The organism is Vibrio neptunius (genome assembly GCF_000967495.1).
Taxonomy (GTDB): Bacteria; Pseudomonadota; Gammaproteobacteria; order Enterobacterales; family Vibrionaceae; genus Vibrio; species Vibrio neptunius.
Genome location: NZ_JXXU01000054.1, coordinates 25,342 through 48,703, shown reverse-complemented (window position 1 = coordinate 48,703; position 23,362 = coordinate 25,342). Strand labels below are relative to the sequence as shown.

Here is a 23,362-nt window from a genome sequence, read left to right as displayed (position 1 = left end):
CGTTATATTTTTAAAACAGTTAATTACCTCATCCTATAAAACTGATTGAGTAGGCGTAGATCGGGGGGAGGAGAAAAAATTTTAGAAGCAGGCTCACAATTACAGCCTTTAAAACGATCGAAAAATTACTCAGATGATATGCAATCAGTGAGAAATCTGACACTTTGTAGTAACGAATGAATCAACGGCTGTAGGATTACAACAAGCCGTTTCAATGTTAAGAAATTGGATCTTTGACTCAATCTGCTACCGCTTTACAAGAAGGTAGTTTTGATTGATACAAAAAACGAAAACTGGTGGCTAAGTAACGGCTAGCCTGCCACCACAGTCTTATCAATCATTGATTGGCGAGTAAGATTTTTCTCATCATATCTGCAAGTTGGGCTTTTTCTTGTTCATTAAATATGCTCAGCATTCCGTTCATATTTGATAAGTGTGATGCTAAAGCCTCATCGACTAATTGAGCACCCAACTGGGTAAGCGTTACTTTACAACTGCGTCTATCATCGCCACTTGCTAATCGCTTCACCAAGCCTCGTTGGACCAACTTTTCAATCCGAGTACTCATAGCGCCTGAGGAGATCATCAAGGTTTTGTACATTTCAGTCGGGGTCAGTGGTTGCTTATTTCGCATTAATGTCGCGAGAATATCAAACTCCAACATACTCAGTTGATGCTGCTTAAACACATGTTCCAATTGGCTGTGCCACAGTCCCTGAACACGCATCAGTCTACCGACAATTCCCATGTCAGAACAATCCAACCCAGGCTTCACATCGCCCCACTGCTTCAAGATTTGGTCGACAGGATCTTGCATATCTTATCCCTATACTAATTTATCTTTTTAAAAAGATACTTGATTAAAAGATAAATCACCATTACTTTATAAAAAGTATCTTTTTGGAAAGATACTTTTTATAAAGACAGGTTGTGACAAAAGGAGGTACCAATGACACGCACACAACGAATAGCGACATTAGCCATTACGGCATTAGCGCCAATGGTCTGGGGAAGTACTTACATCGTCACCACTGAACTTCTGCCTGCCAACAGTCCCTTATTAGCATCGATGCTGCGCGCTTTGCCTGCAGGGATAGTATTGGTGTTGTTTTCTCGCACGATCCCAAGTGGAAGTTGGTGGGCGAAACTGGCCGTACTTGGCCTACTCAACATCGGATTTTTTTTCTACTGCCTATTTTATGCTGCCACTTACTTACCCGGCGGTATGGCGGCTCTGATTATGTCCATTCAGCCCATTCTGATTATGGGGCTGAGCGTGGTTTTGTTGAGAAGCACATTAACGTTCACGCAAATAGCTGCTAGTGGTTTGGGAATAGGTGGAATCGCTATGCTTGTGGTCAATAACCCAGGTCAACTCAATACCTCGGGAGTTGTCATGGGGTTACTCGGTACCGTAAGCATGGCTCTAGGCGTAGTGTTAACAAAAAGGTGGGGACGACCTAAAAATATGTCCCTGTTGAGCTTCACTGGCTGGCAGTTGTTGTTTGGTGGGCTGATGCTAATCCCTATCGCCATCAGTGCAGAGGGGTTACCTCAACAAATCACGTTAAAGAATGTTGTCGGTTACAGCTATCTGGCAATTGTTGGCGCCATGCTCGCTTACTCACTTTGGTTCCGTGGAATAGAAAAGCTCAGCACGGTGTCGGTCTCATTCCTTGGCTTTCTTAGCAGTGTATCTGCTGTGCTTCTTGGTTACCTAATTCTTGGTCAGACTCTGACCTGGATTCAGCTTATCGGTGCTCTAAGCGTATTAATTTCAATTTTGCTGGCGGCATCAACCCCGACAGATTCAACAATTAAAACAAACACATCATCTATTAGTAGTAAAAAGGAACTCGCATGAAACTTACCATTATCTCAGGCAGCCAGCGTGCTGACTCCCAAAGCCTAAAAGCAGCTCATTATTTATCGACACTGGCAGAGGCTGATTTTACGGATATCGATATTCTCGATCTCCATCAGTTGAATTTACCACTATGGAATGAAGGCATGTGGTCGGGTAGTGATGAATGGACCCCTTGGCGAAAGATTGCTACTCAGCTACAAACCAGTGATGCATTTGTTTTCATCACCCCTGAGTGGCACGGTATGGCAACACCAGCTCTAAAAAATTTTTTAATGCTATCGACTTTGAAGGAAATGGCGCACAAACCTGCTTTAGCTGTCAGTGTTTCGGCAAGTGTTAATGGCGTTTACCCTATTAGTGAACTTCGTTTAACCGGCAGTAAGAATAACCACGTGTGCTTGATTCCGGATCACTTAATCTTCCGCAACGCGGAAACTCTGTTCAATTCAGACGGGAGCGTAAATGATGTGAACTTTCATCACCGTAGTGAGTACACGATGAAGCTGTTATCCGCTTATGCACATGCACTAAAACCCGTTCATCGGGATATGGTTGAGGCAGGAAAGCCATTTCAGTATGGGATGTAAAAAGAAATGAAACAGTCTTGAGCACATTCAACCGTGCTCAAGAACTTAAGCTATTGATCAGCCTTTAACATTCGGCTGATAATGATACCTTTCGATGTTTTCACCAGTAATTACCTGGATTTCAAAAGGTTCACTGGTATCTAAACCATTGGTCGCAAGTTTGGAATCGTTACGCCACAGGCGTGATGGGTAATCCATATTTGGAACATCCCCTACAGCATCAAATACGCCGCGCTGTACAACTTTTCCATCTTGCACTAATTCAACTTTGTACAAATCTCGGCTAACCGAGTTAATCGTTTCTCCGTACACTCGCACAATAAATGCACCATTCGAATAAAGAGAATCTAACAGCTGAGTTTGATACTTCACTTTCTCTTGCGACCACAGACCACTCATCGCCTTTTTAGCGTATATCCCTTTTGACTGTTCACGAGAAACATATTCAACAGACGTCACCATAGATTGAGACTGATCGAAGTCCACGTTGTACGTCGTATTATTAACATCGATCTCAAACTGCGTATTTAGGTTGTTCACATCTTTTTGTTCAGACGTGTTTGTGCTCTGACAACCCGTTAGTGCGACTAGTACCATCGCACTAACTATAGAGCTTCTAAACATTGTTACTCCAACAACTGACAATTTAGTTATAAAACGAGATGATTATACATATTAATAACTTACATAAAAGTCATTTATGGGAGCTGAGTTATAATTATTAATTAATTAGTTGACAAGGTGAATATAATTTAAACCCTATCTTGATAGAAGAATTAATAAGGCCCTAGCGTTCGTTCATTCTGTTTCCGATTTCAATGCTGCCCAAGAAGAGGGATCGCCTTCTAGCGTCAGCGGATGCAAAGTCATGTTAGGCTTTGCATAGCTCAACCGATACAACCTTTGGGTTACATGATAGCTATCCAGTCCTGAGATTGTCACCGCTTCCATGGATTCAATATCCACATATCCGTCAGGTTGGATAAATTGGTCTGATATCAAGATCTCTTCGACTTCTCCAATAACCAAACAGGTGTTGTTAGCAGTGATATCAATACATTCACGGAGCTTTAAGCCAATTTTTAAGTTACTTTCCAACACGTAAGGAGCAAAAAACTGCTCAGAAAAATAGGGGGTCAAGCCCGTCTCATCGAACTCTGACTGCACTCTCGAGTAGCGAGCAGATGTTTGATGTGCTGCTCTTGCGATGTCTGATTCGACGGAGTTGATAGAGAAAAAGCCAGTCTGTTTGACATTTTCAAGTGTGTGCCTGTCGACGCTATTGGGTCTACTTACGAAGCTCGACAGAGGGGGAGAGGAACCAATATGGACAACCGAGCTGACAATGGCGAGGTTGTTGTTACCAGTTCCGTCTTGCGTGCCAATCAAGTTGGCGCTTTTAAATCCCGACAAACTGTTTATTAACCTAGCTCTCTTGCGCTCGTCCATGGCCTCGAGTTGAGTTTTGGTAAAATTCTTATCTTTCATCGGACGTTATTCACACCATTTTTGGCATCAGTATTAACAGGCGCATAGTTAAGCCGCCAAGTAGGAGAAGAGTAAAAACAGCATTGCAGTTACTATTAAGGTTGGCCTGAACATGACGTGCTCCCCAAACTACACAAAATTAAAACTTTATTACGTCTTATCTATATTATTCGATCAATCGCTTCTCACATGGATGGAGAGTATTCTTTTGGCTTCCAAAGCCACTTCTTGTCTCTTTTTCCAGGACCAAAGCCTGTCTCTCGCTTCTCTACTAGCTGTATCGAGGTTAATAATGGGGTTTAAGTATATGCTGTCTGGTTCGATACTATACATCAGTGCTTCCATTGCGCTCATCTTCCAAGGTTCAAAAACCAATGGGGTCGGAACGCTGTTAAGTTCTGGTACCCATTTTTTAATGAAAAACCCGTAGTGGTCATGATCCATCGCTTGTTTGGTCGGGTTATAGATTCTTATTGTATTGATGCCTGTCACGCCTGCTTGCATTTGAAATTGTGCGTAATGAATACCTGGGTCGAAGTCCAAAAATAAACAGGCAAGATGAGCGACACCGTTTCGCCAATCTTGGGCCAAATGATGGGTTAAGAAACTGACTAGCATCGCTCTCATCCGAAAGTTTAGATAACCTGTATGTGCAAGACATCTCATGCAAGCATCGACAAGGGGGTAGCCCGTTTGCCCCTCTTTCCAAGCATGCAGATGAATGCTGTTTTGCTTTGATGAATGTCTAATCAGTGACTCATAACCACGATTGATACACCTGAATTCCATCTGATGCTCTGACTCGAATTTTTGGATAAAGTGGCAATGCCAATGCAGCCTAGAAGACAATGCAATTAAACTTCTTCTCATTCCTCTGTCGTTCCAGTGGGTCAGTAGACATTGGTATACCTCACGCAATGATAAATTGCCCCAAGCCAAATAAGGAGACAAACGTGAACAAGCCTCACGAGAAGCAGTGGGGCTAGAAATAGAACAGTAATAGTGCTTACCTCTCCGAGAAAAAAAGTCATCTAATGTTGCCCAGCCCACCTTTGCTCCCCCTGTCTGAATACCTGGCACCTTATTTAGCCATGCTCTGGGCGGTGTAAAAGAAATGCCAAAGTTTTCGTTGAGGTTGGGCACAAGAACGTCGGAAGTCAACACAACCGTTTGCAGCGGAGCTCGCATCACACTATGCCAATGCTTATCCCAATTTATTCTTTTTTTACAGCCTCTGATTACAGCACCACTGGCAAACTCATGCCAGCGAATTTGACGCTCTTTACACCACTGCATTACCCGTCTGTCACGTCGAAAGGTTACGTCTAGTCCAATTTCTTGATGCGAGTAGAGAGCGTTTATATGAAACTGCTCAGAAAGGGTGTCAAGAAAGCTTATTACATCACATTTTCCTACCAACACCTTGGCGTTGAAAGGCTCTAGGTGGGAGTCAAGATCCCCAAGTGACTGCCAAACAAAACGCCAGTGTCTTTCTGAATAATGGACATTGGCGAGTAAATCGGGTTCAAACACATAAAAAATAAGCGTCGGAGTGCCAGAGCAAAGCGCCGCATTAAGCGGTGCATGATCGGTAAGCCTAAGATCGCGTTTGAGCCAGACTAGGTTAATCTTTTTCATAGTATCCCTCGTATCATTCTTTGATACGAACAATCTGTAAAACAATATCAATGACATTTAGTAGTGACGGGTAAGTACTATGAAAATGAGTCTGAGTAAGCTAGAAAAATTCTTCTTTATCGATAGGTTGATTATTCAATCACTCGACCTATCACTTTACCAAGCATCTGTCGTGATAGAAGGCCAAGAGTTTCATGTGTTGGATGAGCAAGGGCAAATGCTAAGAGCCTTGTCAGTAGTTGAAATGCAGAAGAAATGTGCAAAGCTAAATGTCAAGCAACAATACTTGCGACACACCAGTGCCTATGACGAAATGGTGGGTTGCCCGACAAAAGAATCCAGTAATACTCTGGAAGTGCCATTAGTTGACAATCAATATTACTGATTAGGGTCGACAATTACTGGGGGCAACCATCCCGTGAGTTCGGTGTAACAATATCACTTCAGTGTTACCATCAACGCTGTTGTCGCGTATTTCTACCGCAGATCGAGCATACTTTCCATCATCAGCGACTTCATTCGCACGCAAGCAGCAAAACTTAATACCAAGCCTGAACATCGCAAACCACTCATCATGGGCTTTGTCGGTTTATCCATAAGGAACTCTATGGCTAAACCGACGATGAAAAAACCATTGATGAATCGTGGGCCCCCTTCCAACACATTTTTTTCACCTCATCGTATTAAATTGTCTGTTTATCCGGTACTTTGCTAAAAGTACTCAATCGGATTCAAGGACGAATATGTTGGAGCAGGTTATAGGGATTCTATTCCCGGTCTTCGCCTTGGTTTTAGTCGGTTTTTCTGTTGGACGCTGGCTCAAACCTGACTTTCGCCCAATCAATCGCATCAATATGGATGCGTTTACACCAGCATTAGTGTTTTCGTCATTAGTTTCAATGCCGTTGGACACCGCACAAGTCCCGCTGCTGAGCGCCTCATTGATCGCGGTACTCTTGCCGGGGGTTTTAATGATCCCCACCTGTAAACTTGCAGGCCTGCGTTATAAAGCATGGGCTCCCCCTCACATGTTTCGTAACAGTGGTAATCTGGCGATTCCACTATTTACTTATACCTTTGGTGATACAGCCTTGGCATCCGCAGTGCTATTGTTCGTTGTTTCAGCCTGTATCCACGTGAGTCTCGGACTCGCGCTGCTAAGTGAAGGAAACCCTTTTAAGCAAGTCATTCGTATGCCAGTCTTCCTCGCTGCATTTACCGCCATGGTGCTTAACCTAAGTGGGCTCGGTGTGTGGGAACCACTTTATGAAGCGACGGCGTTGCTCGGCCAAGCGGCAGTACCAGTAATGCTACTCTCACTGGGTGCACAGATGTGTAATATGCGATTGAGCGGGCTTAGAGTGGGGATTTTCTGCACTATTCAGTCTCTGGCAACGGGTGCGGCCGCTTTCTGGATAATTTATACCTTTATCCCTCTGCCACCCATGCAGTTACAAATGATGGTGCTGTTTACTATGCTCCCGCCCGCCGTCATGAATTATATGTTTGCAGAACGATTTAACATCGAGCCGAATCGTGTGGCATCCATGGTACTGTTTGGCAACTTCTTCAGTATTCTAACCTTACCACTACTATTAACTTTCGCTCTGTCCCTCAATTGACCATTCTTCGGGATTAGTGAGCATTGTTTTCCCTTTGAATGTTTCAGCACGAACGTCCTGTGGGTTGTAAATGGCACAAGATTCCATCGATAAACAGCCACAACCGATGCAGCCTCCGAGGTCATCCTGCAATGCTTTGAGCTGTTGAATTCGATGATCCAGCAAGTCATGCCACCCTGAGGCCATCCGCTCCCATTGTTGACGATTAGGTGCTTGATGTTTAGGTAAGTGAGACAGAGAGCGGGCAATCTCTTCCAATGTTAGTCCGACTTCCTGCGCGGCTTTGATTACAGCGATTCGGCGTAACACACTACGGTGATAGCGACGTTGATTGCCTTGATTTCGCCAACTGAAGATAAGCCCCTTGTTCTCGTAAAAGTGCAGCGCAGAGACTTTTACCCCAGCACGCTTTGCAACCTCCCCGACCGTCATTTCCATATACCTTTCCTTCCTCTCTGGCTATCTCAGTTAAATAAACACAAAAAAACGCTTTACCTTAAGTTAACTTGAGGTTTTAGATTAACACCAAGTTGGCTTGAAGTGGAAAATAACAATGCAATTAATGATGAAAAATAGAACTATGCCCTACTTGAGTGGCCGTTTCTTTGATGGAATTTCTTCCGGTTTATTTATGATGGCTTTACCTTGGGTCATGCTGGAAACGTCAGGTATAGGCCCTTTTGTGGCTATGGTTGCCTTAGCTTGTACAGCGATTTCCTTTTTTCTTACACCTTTGTTTTCCACTCTTATCGACAGGTATTCAAGAAAGTCGATTCTGGTAATAGTGCAAATATTGCAATCCTCTACAGCTGCTATCGTCATGTCGGCCTATGGCCTGGGATTGGACTCAAACTGGCTACTCGCTGCTGCGCAATTACTCTTCTGGGTTTCAAGCAACCTTGCTTGGACTGCAAACAACGCTTTTACGCAGGAAAACTATGATCCGCATGAGTACGCGGCAATTTCGGGCAAGCAGGAAATCATTCTACAGGGTACGACTTTGGGTGCTGGCGCGTTAGGTATTGTTTTACTGCAAATATGGGGAATGCTTGAATTTGCAGCGTTTGCTGCAGTCGCGTCTGGCTTGTCAACGTTAAGCTATCTAGTGACTCCATATCGTCACAAGTTACGTCAGAGCAAAACCACCTCCTTTATTGGCCAAATGAGAGAGAGCAAGGATATATTCGCCGCTCAGCCTCGCTTTTACGCATTCTTATTACTCTCAGCCTTGAGTTATCCCATCCTGACCTTCTTAAGCAAGCTGGTGCCGATCTGGTTTTCTGAAGTCGGGATCTCGGGAGACTGGTATGCAGGCTACAATATCGCCTTTGGCTTAGGGTCTTTAGTGACAGGTTTATTTGTCACCAAATTGCTCAATCTGGCATCTCACCAGTCCACCATGCTGTACTCAATGACCATAGCGTCCACAATGCTGATTGGCATGAGCTTCTCTACTCACCCAGCATACTTATTGATATTCACGCTGTTTTTCGGTTCATTTAACGCTCTCAATCGCATTGCTCGAACCAATTGGATGCACCTTACCATTAGGGTTGACCAGAGAGGTCGAGCTGATGGTGGATTGCAGATGTTTGCAACCATGGCGCAGAGCGTCAGCTATACAATAATCGCTTTATTGAGCCATTATGAGCTTACTCAATATGGCTTCATACTGGCGGCAGTCATTATGATAGGCGCAGCGTTAACGATGCATAAGCTCAACAAACACAATGATATTGAGCCAGAGGTCGTTATTCAGAACTAAAACACCATCATGTAGTTCGATAAATTAGGGCTGGATCGACAGAAAACCAGAAAATACGCACCGACTGGGTAGGGATATCTGAATCTTTGACCTAAATTTATTAGGTAGTACTTTAGATATTCCGCCAAGGAGTTGGGGTATGTTTGACACTCTTGCCGAAAAATTCAGTCAGTTCAATCCCATCCAGTGGATCGTCGTGTTATCCATTTTGGTTTTGCCAGCAACCCTCTATTTGATGCTCGCACAAGCGTGGTTCGGAATATTCGCTCTGGTACTGTACCATTGCCTAATGTTGGCTATGTTTTATGCCTTAAGTCAGACGCTAAACCAAGTACGAAAGGCGGCCAAACAGCTCTCAGAGGGGGATCTCACCGTTCGTATCCCGCTCCAAGATCCAGAAGCGCGATCATTGTCCCGTACAGTCAATCGCATCGGTGAAGATATCTCGCGCACCGTGCATACCCTTGGTAAGTCCACAGCAAGGCTACTGGACGTCGCAGATACCATGCAAAAAGATTCCGAAGTATCGCAAGCGGGTGCCATTGGCCAAAAACAAGATGTCGACAGCGCTAAGGCTATCATTAATCAGTTGTCAGATATCACTCAGCAAGTCTCTGAACATTGCGAATCCACCTCTAGATTAGCAAACGAAGCCAAACACAAAGCGGATCAGGGCTCGCGCGATATGGTAGCACTAGAAGAAGCTCTCAATAGTGCCAACCAACATATCGATAATTCCAATGAACATTTCCAATCTCTGATGGCAGAAACCTCTCAAATTAGCCAAGTAATGGAAACCATCAGCAGCATCGCCGACCAAACCAATTTGCTGGCACTGAATGCAGCCATTGAAAGTGCCCGTGCTGGTGAACAAGGGCGAGGCTTCGCGGTCGTTGCTGATGAAGTTCGCACTCTGGCAATGCGAACTCAGGAAGCGACGGAAGAGATCCGAGATAAGATCAACAACCTACAAACCAAAACCGATGACGTTTTGGAAACGATGAAAGAAAATAAAATCAGTATGGATAAATCTTTGGCCTTAGCGTCAACCGCTGAACAGTCATTTAAGGCACTAAATCTACAAATTGAAGAAGTCCGCTCTTATGGACAGCAGATCGCTCGTTCCTCAGAAGCGCAATTGAGTCAAACTCACGATCTTGACAATTGCTTACAGCAAATCACACAGGAATCTGACAACAACGTCCAGTCGACACGTGAAACACTACGCGCCAGTATCACAGTACGAAACTTGTCGGGAGAAATTGATTCGTTGCTTCACCGATTCGCAACCAACCCAACTCAGATTCAGCAGGAAGAGTCAAAGCGCGAAAAGCTGATGGAGTGGAATGAGCAGCTCGATATCGGGCTGGATGAAATTAACCGCCAACATCAGACCTTGCTGCATTTGATTAATGAGCTGTATTACTTACTCAAACACAACTATGGTCTTTCTTCAGTCAAACGCGTCGTACAAGGTTTGATCGATTACACGGCTAACCACTTTAAATATGAAGAAACTCTGTTTGCTCAGATTGGCTATGAGCAGACACAGGAACACATTGATAAACACGCTCAACTGGTCGATGAAGTGTTGGCGTTTCAAAAACGGGTTGAGCGCGGAGAAGACATAGGTGAAGAGCTAATGAGCTTCCTTAAAAACTGGTTAAGCCAGCATATTATGCGCGAAGATAAAGCTTACACAGACGCTTTCAAACAGAACGGTTTAAACTGAGTCGTTTTCGCCATCGCCAAGCGGGCCAGAGGCACATCTTCTTCCTCGATCTCAGCCAATAGAGGGACTTGCAGTCTCACGAGAAACAAACATATCGCCCCCAAATTGTCAGTGTCTCTGTTGGCTCTAGGGTAGATACAAAAAAAGCCTTGCTACAAGCAAGGCTCTTCATTGGATGCGCTCAAATCACGAAAGCTTGAATCGACTCACGATACTCGATAAATGGCCGTTAATGTCAGCAATACTGTGCGCGTCTTCGAGTGCCTGCTGGCCGTTACTGTCTAGTTCACCGACAATATCGTTAATCGCACTCATATTGCGACTTAACTCTTGGGTCACACTGCTCTGCTCTTCCGCAGCTGTAGCAATCTGCGTACTCAAGTCATTAATTTCAGTGACAAAATCCGTCATCACATCGAGACTTTGAGCCACTTCACCCGCTCCTTCTGCCGTTTGTCCACATTTGTCTTTAGTCGAGTCCATTGAATCTACCACTGACTGGCTGCCTCGCAGCAGACTCGCCAACGCCGACTCAATTTCTTCAGTACTGTCTTTGGTACGACTGGCCAGCTTACGAACCTCATCGGCAACCACGGCAAAACCACGACCCTGTTCGCCTGCGCGAGCTGCCTCAATAGCAGCGTTCAAAGCCAGTAAGTTGGTTTGCTCAGCAATATCACCGATAACACCCAAAATAGTGTTAATACCATCCGTCTCTGCAGCCATCTTGTTAACATTTTCAGAGGCCACACTCACATCATCCACTAAATCCTGAACATTACTTTGCGCCTGAGTTACCGTCACTTTCGAAGCAGAACCCGCTTCGTTGGCTTTGTGCGTCAGCTGCGCGGTATTGGCCGCATCGGTTGCCATCGCTTCAGCAGTAGAGTTCATTTCTTCTATCGCTGTCACCACCTGTTCCGTTTCCTGAACATGGCTCTGAAGAATAGACGAATTACGTTGACTCTGATCTCGCATACGATCAACGTTCCCGTTCAGCTGATTGGTGGCTTCACTGATCTCCAACATCATGGATTGTAAGCTGGCAATGAACTTATTCACACCCTCAGAAATCTGACCTAAATCATCGTTGGTGGTAACCGTAATGCGTTGCGTCAGATCTCCATTCCCTTCACTCAAACCTGCAATTGTCTCTTTGAGCACTAAGATTGGACGATACAGTACCTGCATCACAAACAAAGCAATAACAATACTGATGAGAGTCGCTATCACCGCGGTCAGGATGGCAGCTTGCTTAGCAGAAGCTAGGTCGGCAAATGCAATGTCTTTGTCCAGACCGACTACAAAATACCACTTTTTACCTGCGATATTGATTTCATGGGAAAAGAACAGTTTATCAATGTCGTCTTGGTGGCCATCATAAACCACATCCGTCTGACCAATAGCTTTGTTGGCTACCGTGTTGAGCCAAGGATATTTGTCGGTCTTGTTGCCTGCCTCAACATTATCCATTGAAGAAGCCAAAATTGTCGTATCGCTATTCAAAATAACAGCAACCGCTCCTGGGATACTATTGGCGCTCTTAGCAATCTCATTGAGAAAACCCAGCTGCATATCGACGGAAATCATACCACTCAGGGTCTTACGTACAATTGATACCCAGTACTCCCCGCCGCCGCTACCTTGATAAGGTTCAGTCATCGAAGCGGTCGAGCTCTGTCGACCTGCCTGATACCATCCTCGGGTGGTGACATCTCCTTCAAACTTGTGGTTGGGCCAAGTAGCGGCATCTTGGTTCCAATAGGCATCGCCATTAGTAAATGCAACCACGGAGCTATTTAGATTGGTTGCATTAGCGATGATATGAGTGAGCTCAATAAAATCATCAGGTGTGCCTGTGATTTCTTTATTTTCAAATTGCTTGCCCAATTTCTCTAAGCCACCCACTTTCTCTCCGAGCTGTTCAGCAATCTTTTGTGCTTGCCCCTTCACATAGCTCTGGTTAGAAGCAGTAATTAACTCGACCAGTGTCTCTTCCTGCTTCACATAAGCTACGTAACTAGAAACAGACACCGATAAGACCACCAGCGCAATAATGGACATGAGCAATAACTTTTTAAAACCCAGATTTCTCATCTCTTCTCGTCCCTATTTTCATTATCCATAAACTTTCCATACACCATTCCATCAGGACATATGCACGATCTAATAAATAAGTTTATTAATAGATTGTGGTAGGAATATGACCAAACACCAAATTTGACACCTAATTGAAACAGTTTGAAGGCATTCACGATAGCAATACATCCAAATATGTGAACCAGTCCATCAAACAAAACAAATATCAAGCCTCTCATTTTGAACCGGCGCACCCTATAAATATGTAACAATGTGAATACAAAATATTTATGACAGAAATCAATTTCCAACATCTAAACATTGAATAGCCTTTCTACTCACCTTCAAAATCAAAACACAAACTATAAGAATGGCTTAACGATGAAACTCAGCGATCTCAACGTCAAATATAAACTGGCGACCATAGTTACCTTGGCAATAATTTTTATTGCTATGGCCTGTATCTATAATTTGATCCAACAACGGAATAGCTCCATGAGTGAACGAGAGGACAAGCTCAGTGCACAAGTGGAAGCTACCGTGACTCTGGTCCGGCACTATTACGATCAGAGAAAGACTTTAGGGGAAGAAGTAGCGAAGCAACAAGCGTTAAGCGCCATCGAAGCGCTTCGCTATAACGAGGCTAATTATTTTTGGATTCTCAATCAGGAGATGCAGGTTGTCATGCATCCGGTTAAACCCGCGCTCAATGGAAAAAATGCCGAAAGCTTTCAAGATGGTGCGGGTAAATTTCACTGGCGCGAAATGGTCGCTATTTCTCAGACCAGCGCACAAAAAGGCTTCCTTGACTATCAGTGGAAGAGCCCACAAGGGGAACTGAAAGATAAGATTTCCTACGTTCAACTCTTCCCCGAATGGGGTTGGATTATTGGCTCCGGTCTTCTCGTCGCCGACATTCAAGAGGCATTTTATGCTCTTGCCTTGCAAGAGGCGTTTGTTGCTTCTATTCTGTCAGCCATCCTGCTCGCCATGGGTTACACAATTTCAAACAACATCCTCATACCATTGCACCGATTGATCGATAACACTCATAAGATTGCTGATGGGGATCTTAGAGTACGCATGAATATGTCGAGAAAAGATGAGTTAGGAGAAATGAGCCAACAGATCGACAAGATGCTGAGCAAACTTCAGAACACTCTGCGCACCGCGCATCAGTCTGCGGAACAATCCAGCGCAATGGCATGCAATATCGCCCAAGCCAGCGAAGAGGCCGCAACCAGCGTCAATTCGCAGCATACCCAATTAGAGCTTCTTTCTACCGCAATGACAGAAATGAGTGCCACCATCAATGATGTTGCAACTAACGCTGAAAATACTTCTGTGAGTACAAACAAAGTCGTCGATCATGCTCATCGCAATGATCAAACAATGAAAACGACGTCAAACACGATTGCAGAGGTTTCTCGTAATATTTCAACGGCTCACGATTTGGTAACGGAACTCCAAACTGGCGTAAATGACATCAGTAACGTGGTGAGCGTGATTCGAGATGTTTCTGAGCAAACCAATTTACTCGCCTTAAATGCAGCTATTGAAGCAGCCCGGGCGGGAGAACAAGGGCGCGGTTTTGCGGTGGTCGCCGATGAAGTACGAAATCTAGCAAGTCGCACACAGAACTCCACCAATGAAGTTCAGCTGACAATTGAAAAACTGATTGAACAAGCAGACAAAACCTTCTCTGCCATGCAAAGCAGCAATGAAAGAGTCGACGAAAGTGTCTCTGCATCTAAGAAAACCCGTGAGCAGTTGGATGCGATCGTCAATGAAATGCAAAACGCGAATGATATGGTCGCTCAAATCGCAGCCGCTTCAGAACAACAAAGTACAGTGGCAACAGAAATGAACGAAAATGTTTCAGGTATCCACATGGCAGCCAATGAGGTTTTGCAAGCATCCCAATCACTCGCTGAAGACAGCCAGTTGATGGCCAATACCGCCGAGCAATTAACGGGGCAACTCAGATATTTTAAGGTTTAACCCTATCAGCAAAAAAGCCGCTGCTAAATGAATGTGGCAGCGGCTTTTTATTGTTAGCTATTTCTTACTTTTTAGCGTTCACTGCTTTTACGAAGATTTCCTGTGCACCTTCAACATTCAGTGCCTTCGCTTCTTCCAATAGACTGATTGCCTTGTTTAAATCATTCGACTCAACTGCAGCGGAGATCGCCCGATGGTAGTATTTTTGAGTTTCAGGCTGTACAACTTCAACACTCTTGGCCATCACTGGTTTGGTGTTAGTTTCTGCTGAGCTTGAAGACCCCAATTGCTTGAAGAAACCTAATCGATCAATTGAGACTTCAACTTTGCCATACTCAGAATTTGGAATCGCAATGTCTTTAACTTCCGGTAGATAGTTGCCACGCCCCTCCGCATCTAATCTTGCAGGATGTGCAACCATGGTCGTTTTGCCCAAGTCACTTTTATCGGTGTAAACAATCAGATAAACAGACTCAGTATGAGTTGGGGGGAAGAAATCAACCTCTGCAACTAAACGGTTACCAAGATTTAAGCGCGGCTTGGTGTACTCAAATTTGTCGCTTCCATAACTCTCTAGCTCACGACCGTTCTTATCAACAATTATCGCTCTAGGCACAAATGCCGTGTCTTCAATCATACTGGTGATGGTAATTGAGTACTCACCACGATCTGCGGGTAGCTCAAACATAGCAACATGACTATTGATGTTCTGATATTTCAGCGCTTGAGACTGCGAGGTGATTTCAACAATAGTGCTACTAGGTAGCTTCATTGTCACGGCTTGCAACGCAGAGATAGACTCTACTTGCTCAGCTTGAGCCGTTTGCACTTGCTGGATGATTTCCGGGGATTGGCAGCCTGCTAGCGCAACGCAACCACTAAGAACGAGGGCACGAAAATACATAGGGTTTTCCTTATTTTATTTTTTTAAATACTTAGGGGAAAAGTGCTTAAAAAAATAGCCGACAATTGTCGGCTATCATAATCGGACTTAGACAATTAGGACAGTCATTTGTCTGTTACCACCAAGCTTCTACCTGAACACCAACAACGTATTCAGAGTCTTCGCCAGTACCAAATGCGTTATCGTTTTCAGTATCAGTGATGTAAGAACCGTATACACGCAGTTCTGGACGTGCCCAGAAGCTGTCACCCATCGCCCAGCCTTGAGCCACAGTCAGTTTAGTATTACCGAAATCTTCAGTCGCAGTGCCTACAGAGTTGATCTTCTCACCTGAGTTTACACCCGCCTCAAAGATAGTACGCATTGTGTCGTTCCACTTATACATAGGGCGAACAACTACCGAGTATTGGTCAATGTCAAACTTAGAAGAGTTGGTATCGTTACCGATGTCACTACCTGCTAAGTAAGCGAGCTGGTGGCCCATTTCCCAGTTTTCACCGAGGTTCATTACACCCCAGTTGATCAAACGGTAGCCAGATGCGTCATTCTGTGAATCATTACCACGATTGTAATATGCGCCAGAGCCAAAGTTAGCCACTTGGGTACCATAGCCATTAGTACCATATTGAAGTACTGTTTGGTTAAAGCCGTTAGACATACCTTGGTGAATAATCGCAGACGCTAGTAGACCGTCATCTGCCGCTTCAGTGCCGTCAGCTGTTTCTGTAGAAAAGTTGTAAGCCAGTGCTAGTTCAAGAGATGCCTCTTCCCAAAGGCCAATATTTGCAAGACGGGCATCTAGAATATAGCCTTCAGATTGTGCCACTGTTTTATTTCCAACTGTTGTTGTCGCTTCTCCATCTTGAAGAATCGCAACAGAAAGCTTTTGGTTACCTACTGAAAGGTTCTCAATACCGCCACCAGTACCAGACGTGTTTAGGAAGTAGAAGTCAGTGATGTGGATATCTTTACGTTGGTAATACGTTTTACCCGCCCACATGGTTGCTTCTTTATCTGATGCAATCAGTCCTTTTGCTTTCACTGCGAACTGGGCGACGTTTATATCTCCAGCTTCCCAGCCTGATATACCATCATCACCTTTCGCCAACATTGATTCAACGCGCCAAGTTTGTTCACCAGTTTTCAGCTCTTCTGCAAAACCAAACTCGTAGTAGTTGTCGTTTTCGTTACCGAGACGACCAATACCGTTTTTGCTTACAGAGACATCACCGCCCGTATTGTCACTGATGCCAGTACCAGCACGGAAATAACCATTGAAATCGACCGCAAAAGCAGAACCAGCTGCTAATGTTGTCGCCACTGCGGCAGCAATTAAACTTACTTTTTTCATTTTTAACTCCATTTAGGGATTATTATTCTTTTAACTCGCTCGTTGATTCGCTCTGAAAAGGCAGCAACAGAACCCATCAAAAAAGAGAGGTAAGATGGGCTAAGCTCGATTACCTAACCCTCTTTTGTTTCAACTGCTGACAAGATTACCGATAAGACTCAAGGATGACTTCCTCCGCCTAACACTTATTTTGGGGGGATGAGAAGGGAGTAGAAAAATAACCGAACAACGTACATTAGGCTTATGTCACAAATATAAGGGGGAGGAGGTATTAGATTCTTTTATCATCACCTCACAAAACACAACACAGTTCACCTTTTAAACAAAAAAACGCCACCGAACTGAAAAAAAATTACATTTTTAATTTATACATAAGGTTCTTGACGTCTCTGCAACAAAGCTATTTACTTACTTGTAGTTACTAAATTACAAACTAATATCAAATATTGACGATGCCTTGTTCTCGCCCCTATCCACTGGGTGCCACGTTGAATCACGAAGGCTGCAACTTCGCGATTCACGCGCCTAAGAATAAAACACTGTTACTTGCGCTTTTTGATGAAAGCAATAATTACCAAACCTATCCGTTAACACACGAATATGCGGGTATAAAACACACTTTTGTTTCTGGTATCAAAGCAGGTCAGAAATATGGATTTATTGTTGATGACAAAGAAAATCAACGATTGATTTCCGATCCATATGCCAAGTCGTTAGATAGGCCCCTTTTTTATTCTATTCCCTTTAATTCGGCAAAAAGTTTTGAGTTAGCTAAAAGCATCGTCACAGATGACAAGTTCGATTGGCAAGACGTGGCCAAACCACACCGCCCTCGCGAAGAGATGGTACTGTTTGAAACCCATGTCAAAGGTGTCACCAAGCTCAATCCAGACGTACATCCAGAGCATCAAGGGCGATACCTAGGGTTAGTCAGTGAAGCCATGCTCAAGTTCTATAAACAGCAGAACATCAATACTTTACAGTTGCTACCAATTGCAGCCTGTATGCATGAACCGCACCTCCTGGAGATGGATAAAGTAAACTATTGGGGTTACAACCCTTATGTTTTTATGGCTCCTGATCCTCGCTATGCAGACAAGGATGCGGTGTTCGAGTTAAAAACAGCAATTAGAGAACTACACCGTCACGGTATCGAAGTCATTCTTGATGTGGTTTACAACCATACGGCAGAAGGCGATGAAAGAGGCCCAGTGTTTAACTTAAAAGCCTTGGATGATCGTTACTACTTTAAGCACGGCGAACATTTTGCAAATTTTACGGGTTGCGGGAACACCCTTGACTTATCATACCAACCGACGCTCAATCTAGTAATGGATACTTTGAGGTATTGGGTCGAAGAATACCAGATTGATGGGTTCCGTTTTGATCTTGCTGCTACCTTGGGTCGTGAGGGTGAAAACTTCAATACAAACTCAGGGTTCTTCAAAGCGGTTGCACAAGATCCCGTTCTCAAAGAGGTCAAGCTTATTGCCGAACCATGGGATATAGGGCCCAACGGCTATCAGGTCGGTAACTTTCCTTTTGGTTGGAACGAGTGCAACGACAGATTAAGAGATATAACCCGCAGTTTCTGGCGCGGCGACCAAGGCTATCTAAAAGAGTTTGCTACCCGTCTGATGGGGTCTCGTGACTTATACAGTGCAGCTAACTGGCCTTATAAACTGACCGTTAACTACATTACCTATCATGATGGTTTCTCAATGCAGGATCTGGTCTCCTACCGTCAGAAACACAATGGAGCAAACGGCGAACAAAACCGAGATGGTCACGGGGACAATCGCTCCGATAACTATGGTGTGGAAGGTGATACTGAAAACCCAACCATCATAGACAAACGCGAAAAACAAAAGCGTAACTTTATGGCTAGCCTTCTATTCGCTTTTGGTATTCCGCATATACTGACCGCTGACGTGCTCTCTCATAGCCAAAAAGGCAACAACAATGCCTATTGTCAAGACAATGAGTTAAGTTGGCTAAATTGGCAGCCTTCTCTAAAAAAAGATGAGTTCAAATCTTGGTTGGCAAACATGGTTCTGGCACGACAAACCTACATGGCCCCTTTTATTCGGGCTTTCAGTGGTGAAAATAGAAACGACAATCGCATCCATTGGCGACGCATTGACGGTACCTTCATGGAACACGATGATTGGAATCAGCTTTGTTCAGTTGCCCTTCAGTTAGGTATTGGCCAAAAAGGGGATGAATTGTTCTATTGCATCAACCAAACCAATGCACCAGCGCGCTTCAGTTTACCGTATGAGAATGATCAGCAGTGGATCATGGTATGTAACACTGACAACCACAAGTTGCATCAAACTATTGATCAAAAGCAAGTCCTCATCGCACCATGTTCAATGGCTATCTTCCATTCGCGGGCCTAATCTTATGCTGTTGTGATAAGTCGCTATCATAACAGCAACTATCTGCTTGATTAGATAAGTTTTATCTCAAACAATATCTCTAAACTGGTGGCATTGCTAAAGAGGACATATGGCTGAAAAAATCTCCACGACTGCGATAGCAAAGTTACGTCAAACTGACGCTAGGCAGTTGTTTCAGGAGCTTAAGCTGGCAGGTTATATCAATCGTTCAGAGGATTCGTGGGTTTTAACTGAGCTCGGAGAAAAATTTGGCGGAGAGTATGTTCAGCATCAAAAGTTTGGCCAGTTTATCGTCTGGCCAGAAAACCTTCTGATAGACACTGCCGCAACAAGCGGTAAGCCTTTGAGTGCGACTCAAATCGGCGAGCGTTTCTTCCTCAATGCGAAAAAAATCAACCAACTCCTTCAGGAGCTGGGTTGGTTGCAAAAGATCGACGATGGTTGGGAAGTCACGCTCAATGGCCTCAAAGTCGGTGGCTATCAGCGACAAGATAAAGACACTGGCAATCATTTTGTTGTTTGGCATGACTCAATTGTGCGCAATAAGCGTCTTAAGCAATCGGTCATAGAATTTTCAGGTCAGGATGCCGAAGCGCACTCAACAGATAAATCGATATCTAGTTTCAGACAAAAGTTCGAAGCTAAACACCGAACTCTCGATGGACACTATGTACGCACCAAAGGCGAGTTAAAGATCGACAACTGGCTTTATATGAATGGTATTGTTCATGCTTATGACCGTCAGTTACCGATTGATGAAGATGTGCTGAGTGATTTTTACTTACCTACTGGCAAAGTCTATCTACAATTTTGGGGGCGCGATAATGGTGCTTTTCCAGAGAAAGAAAAAGCCAGCATCAAAAAAATATATGAAGACCACCAATTTGACTTAATTGAAGTAACATCTGAAGACATCGATAATCTTGATGATGTGCTACCAGTGAAACTAAGAGAGTTTGGTATTTCTGCCTATTAAAAAACGCCTCACAAATTAGTGAGGCGTTTTAATCAAGCTATCAGTTCAATTCGAACTGAATCGCGTCAACTAACCAACCCGCAGTCCAAGCATTGACCGCTTTGATTTGCTTACCCTTAGGGATATCGAAAGTTTCGACTTTTATTGGCGAAGCATAGCCTTTAGAGCCCATCATGACAGAGGAGCCATTCTTGAACTTAAATTTCAACGCTACGATATGGTTACCACCCCAATGGTAGTGACCCGAGCTAACTTCAATACTCTCTACTTGGCTCAAATCAACTGGGTTACGTAACGCGCCTCCGTTACCACCAATCAGTGCATTAAGATCTGTACCAACCGCATCAATTGCTAGACCAGAACGCACGTGCAGCACATTGCTCACTTTCACTTGCGCTTTTTGAACATCACCATTTGGGTAGCCAAAGATAGGAGAAAATTCCGTTTTTCCCGCGCGTAGCGTGCTCGATCGGTAAGTGTTGTGGCTTAGCCAGCTTGGCTGATACGTTTCTGGAATTTGTCCAGCCTGAGTAATATTCGTCAGGTTGAACGAGTGCTGGTTCCAGATACGCGTCGCGTTGGTCCATGGTTTGTCAGCCTGAGCAGACTGGTACACATACACGCCCTTGTTAATACTGTACTTGCTGTCGTAGTTGTTTGCGACCACAATCATTTCAGCATTGTTGTCGCCCTCGAGATCAACAACGATTGGGTACTCCCAAAGTGTTCCGGTCGAGTTTTCGATAACAGTTAGCTCTTTACCCGTCTGTCCATCAAGGATACGTACTTTGAAATGATCCTGTACAAGCACTTCGTCGATGCCATCAGCATCAAAGTCGTACGCAGAAACACCAATCTTGCCGCTGCCAATATCGTCGTTTTGAACCGACCAAACTAACTCACCTTTAGCATTGTACATGTCGACCGCTTTGTAACCTGCGTAAACAATACCGATGTTGTCGGTGCCTGCTGTCGTTGCCGTCTCAAACTGAACCCCTTCGACCAGCCAGCCTTGCGACCAAACGTTAACGCCAGTCACTTTCTCACCTTCAGGGAGAACAAAGCGCTTAGTTTGCATATGGTAGCCATAGTTTTTCGAGCCCACCATTACAGATGAACCATTCTTCAAAGAGAATTCCATTGCCAGGAGATGGCGGCCACCCCAGAAATACTTGCCGTATGTGACGTCAATTGCCGTAACATTTGAAAGATCGATAGGATCACGAAGTGCTCCGCCATTTCCACCAATCGTGTTATGGGCATCCGTACCAATCGCATCGATTGCAGCACCGGAGCGCACGTACAACAAATTGTCACCACCAACCTGCGCCGATTCTGCGTTGCCTTTTTCGTAACCAAACACTTCTGTCTGCTGGGAAACTGACTCACTGTAAGCGGCTAGGAAACTGGAAACAGCTTGAACTCCACCACCTGGGTTATTTTCGTTGGTGATTTCCCACTTAGTTGTTCCATCGTGCTCCAATACCGCCAGCGAACTGTTTTGTGCAGATGAGTAACTCGCAGGTACGGAAACAACCAACTCAGGGTTCTTATCTGAATCTAGGTTAACCAATGAAGAGAACCAGACTTTATCCGCTGCGCTGTACTGCCAATCAACAGCTCCAGAGCTTTGGAATAAAGTACCATCAGCAAAAACTTCCTGACGGTTGTCACCGTCAAAGTCACCACTGATTGATGCTGGAGACCAAGAATGACTGAACACAAGCTGCCCAGATTGATAATCGTAGACGCCATCCGCAGACAGAATTTCAATATCACCATCGCCATCCAAATCGGCCAAGGCAATGTCTCCTACCGTCCGCCATCCAGATTCAACTGTAGCGATCTGCTTTTTCACGTTACCGTTATTATCGAGTACTTTGATAAAATCGCTGCCTGTACTGGTGGTGACAATCTCAACAATACCGTCGTGGTCTAAATCAGCAACAGCTGGGCTGTAGCGAGCATCAGCAGTAACACCACCATTGCCATAACTCCATAGCTCTGAACCATCGACACCACTCAAAGCACGAACAAGACCACCGCTTGAATAATTGCTGCCTTCAAATGTTACAACAATGACATCTGCAACATCTAGGTTATCGATACGATGGTCACCGTTGTCGTCGTTAAGCTGAGCCGTAACTGGCGTGACCATCACCTGATCGGATCCAGGTTTAAAGCGACTACCTTGCCAAGACCATTTCAGCTCAGTTTCAATTTTTTTATCTGGCTCAGTGTAAGCAACCACACGCATAGAGCGAGGGTTCGAAAAATCGAGTGTCTCGCCGTTGTATGCCTTCACAGATTCAAGCTGACTATTAGTTTTATAACCTCCAAACACCGCTAAGCGGTTGTATGAAAGGTTATCCCAGTCACTGAGCATGACTCCGAGTCCTTGTGGAGCTCGTACTTCTACTTCATGACCTTTAATGTAGTCGGGTAACGAATAACCAGAACGTTGACCTTCCTTCAAACAGTATCGTTCGCCACTCTCCAAGCTAACGATACACGCTTCTGGGTATTGCTCTGACGCAAGCACACGCATAGAGCGAGGTTTAGAAAAGTCTAAGTAACGGCCGTTATATGCCTTGACGTTTTTAAGTTGTTCGTTTGACGTGTAAGAATCAAAAACGGCCAGTCTGTTGTATGACAGATTATCCCAGTCACTCAACATCACAGAAATACCACTCGGTGCGAGAACGTCGACCGGATGAGCATAGATCCAATTAGGAAGTGAGTAGCCTGAGCGTTCTCCCGCTTTAAGGCAATACTTTTCCCCTGACTGCTGACTGACAATACATCCCATAGGTTCGGATGCATGGGCAGGCAAGCTGATGTTGGCTAATGCAATAGAGCCAAATACCACTGCTAATAATTTACGTTCCATTAAGAACACCCTTCGCTGATTTGTTGCCAAATTAATGTATTGCTCAAGACTGGCGTAATT

At 44.4% G+C, this 23,362-nt stretch carries 18 protein-coding genes; 9 read left to right on the top strand and 9 right to left on the bottom strand.

Going from position 1 to position 23,362, the window contains the following annotated elements:
- Window positions 1-337: 337 nt before the first annotated feature.
- A complete protein-coding gene (locus TW84_RS19050; RefSeq protein ID WP_045977211.1) occupies window positions 338-817 on the bottom strand; it encodes a MarR family winged helix-turn-helix transcriptional regulator in 480 nt (159 codons plus the stop codon).
- 132 nt (window positions 818-949) lie between these two features.
- Here TW84_RS19050 and TW84_RS19045 point away from each other — a divergent pair, with 132 nt between their 5' ends.
- Both TW84_RS19045 and TW84_RS19040 read left to right on the top strand, forming a co-directional pair.
- Complete coding sequence (locus TW84_RS19045; RefSeq protein ID WP_045977210.1) at window positions 950-1,864, top strand: EamA family transporter; 915 nt, start codon at window positions 950-952, stop codon at window positions 1,862-1,864.
- Entirely contained in the window at window positions 1,861-2,454 is a 594-nt protein-coding gene (locus tag TW84_RS19040; protein WP_045977209.1) for an NADPH-dependent FMN reductase, read from the top strand. The genes TW84_RS19045 and TW84_RS19040 overlap by 4 nt, the downstream gene beginning before the upstream one ends.
- 57 nt (window positions 2,455-2,511) lie before the next feature.
- On the opposite strand, the gene TW84_RS19035 is transcribed toward TW84_RS19040, so the two are convergent.
- The 3 genes from TW84_RS19035 to TW84_RS19025 form a co-directional block, all read right to left on the bottom strand.
- Window positions 2,512-3,078, bottom strand: a complete 567-nt coding sequence (locus TW84_RS19035; protein WP_240478203.1) for a hypothetical protein — start codon at window positions 3,076-3,078, stop codon at window positions 2,512-2,514.
- A gap of 174 nt (window positions 3,079-3,252) precedes the next feature.
- Window positions 3,253-3,942: a flavin reductase family protein gene (locus TW84_RS19030; protein WP_045977208.1), complete on the bottom strand. Its 690-nt coding sequence runs from the start codon at window positions 3,940-3,942 to the stop codon at window positions 3,253-3,255.
- 174 nt (window positions 3,943-4,116) lie between these two features.
- Window positions 4,117-5,580 carry a cryptochrome/deoxyribodipyrimidine photo-lyase family protein gene (locus tag TW84_RS19025; RefSeq protein WP_045977207.1) on the bottom strand — a complete coding sequence of 488 codons (1,464 nt, stop codon included), beginning with the start codon at window positions 5,578-5,580 and terminating at the stop codon, window positions 4,117-4,119.
- Window positions 5,581-5,659: 79 nt separating this feature from the next.
- On the opposite strand from TW84_RS19025, the gene TW84_RS19020 reads away from it, so the two are divergent.
- Window positions 5,660-5,965 (top strand): DUF6482 family protein, encoded by a 306-nt coding sequence (locus TW84_RS19020; RefSeq protein ID WP_045977206.1) that lies wholly within the window; start codon window positions 5,660-5,662, stop codon window positions 5,963-5,965.
- A 358-nt stretch (window positions 5,966-6,323) separates the two neighbouring features.
- Entirely contained in the window at window positions 6,324-7,202 is an 879-nt protein-coding gene (locus TW84_RS19015; RefSeq protein ID WP_045977205.1) for an AEC family transporter, read from the top strand.
- On the opposite strand, the gene soxR is transcribed toward TW84_RS19015, so the two are convergent.
- Entirely contained in the window at window positions 7,176-7,640 is a 465-nt protein-coding gene (gene soxR / locus TW84_RS19010; protein WP_045977204.1) for a redox-sensitive transcriptional activator SoxR, read from the bottom strand. The genes TW84_RS19015 and soxR overlap by 27 nt on opposite strands.
- Window positions 7,641-7,755: 115 nt before the next feature.
- Between soxR and TW84_RS19005 the strand changes: the two genes are divergently transcribed.
- Both TW84_RS19005 and TW84_RS19000 read left to right on the top strand, forming a co-directional pair.
- Entirely contained in the window at window positions 7,756-8,967 is a 1,212-nt protein-coding gene (locus TW84_RS19005) for an MFS transporter (RefSeq protein ID WP_045977203.1), read from the top strand.
- Window positions 8,968-9,106: 139 nt separating this feature from the next.
- Window positions 9,107-10,699, top strand: a complete 1,593-nt coding sequence (locus TW84_RS19000; RefSeq protein ID WP_045977202.1) for a bacteriohemerythrin — start codon at window positions 9,107-9,109, stop codon at window positions 10,697-10,699.
- Between the two features lie 186 nt (window positions 10,700-10,885).
- Here TW84_RS19000 and TW84_RS18995 read toward each other — a convergent pair whose 3' ends face one another.
- Window positions 10,886-12,796: a methyl-accepting chemotaxis protein gene (locus TW84_RS18995; protein ID WP_045977201.1), complete on the bottom strand. Its 1,911-nt coding sequence runs from the start codon at window positions 12,794-12,796 to the stop codon at window positions 10,886-10,888.
- A gap of 363 nt (window positions 12,797-13,159) precedes the next feature.
- On the opposite strand from TW84_RS18995, the gene TW84_RS18985 reads away from it, so the two are divergent.
- Window positions 13,160-14,779 carry a methyl-accepting chemotaxis protein gene (locus TW84_RS18985; RefSeq protein ID WP_045977199.1) on the top strand — a complete coding sequence of 540 codons (1,620 nt, stop codon included), beginning with the start codon at window positions 13,160-13,162 and terminating at the stop codon, window positions 14,777-14,779.
- A 64-nt stretch (window positions 14,780-14,843) separates the two neighbouring features.
- Here the strand turns inward: TW84_RS18985 and TW84_RS18980 are convergent, their stop codons facing one another.
- Window positions 14,844-15,683 (bottom strand): MalM family protein, encoded by an 840-nt coding sequence (locus tag TW84_RS18980; protein ID WP_045977198.1) that lies wholly within the window; start codon window positions 15,681-15,683, stop codon window positions 14,844-14,846.
- Between the two features lie 115 nt (window positions 15,684-15,798).
- Window positions 15,799-17,034 (bottom strand): maltoporin LamB, encoded by a 1,236-nt coding sequence (gene lamB / locus TW84_RS18975; RefSeq protein ID WP_045977197.1) that lies wholly within the window; start codon window positions 17,032-17,034, stop codon window positions 15,799-15,801.
- Between the two features lie 452 nt (window positions 17,035-17,486).
- Here lamB and glgX point away from each other — a divergent pair, with 452 nt between their 5' ends.
- Together glgX and TW84_RS18965 are read left to right on the top strand one after the other, a co-directional pair.
- Window positions 17,487-19,436, top strand: coding sequence for a glycogen debranching protein GlgX (gene glgX / locus TW84_RS18970; protein WP_045977196.1), 1,950 nt, complete (start codon window positions 17,487-17,489; stop codon window positions 19,434-19,436).
- A 109-nt stretch (window positions 19,437-19,545) separates the two neighbouring features.
- Entirely contained in the window at window positions 19,546-20,412 is an 867-nt protein-coding gene (locus TW84_RS18965; RefSeq protein WP_045977195.1) for a hypothetical protein, read from the top strand.
- Between the two features lie 40 nt (window positions 20,413-20,452).
- On the opposite strand, the gene TW84_RS18960 is transcribed toward TW84_RS18965, so the two are convergent.
- The gene (locus TW84_RS18960) at window positions 20,453-23,302 is read right to left on the bottom strand and encodes a beta-prism lectin domain-containing protein (RefSeq protein ID WP_045977194.1); all 2,850 of its coding nucleotides are present in this window, start codon (window positions 23,300-23,302) and stop codon (window positions 20,453-20,455) included.
- Window positions 23,303-23,362: the final 60 nt, after the last annotated feature.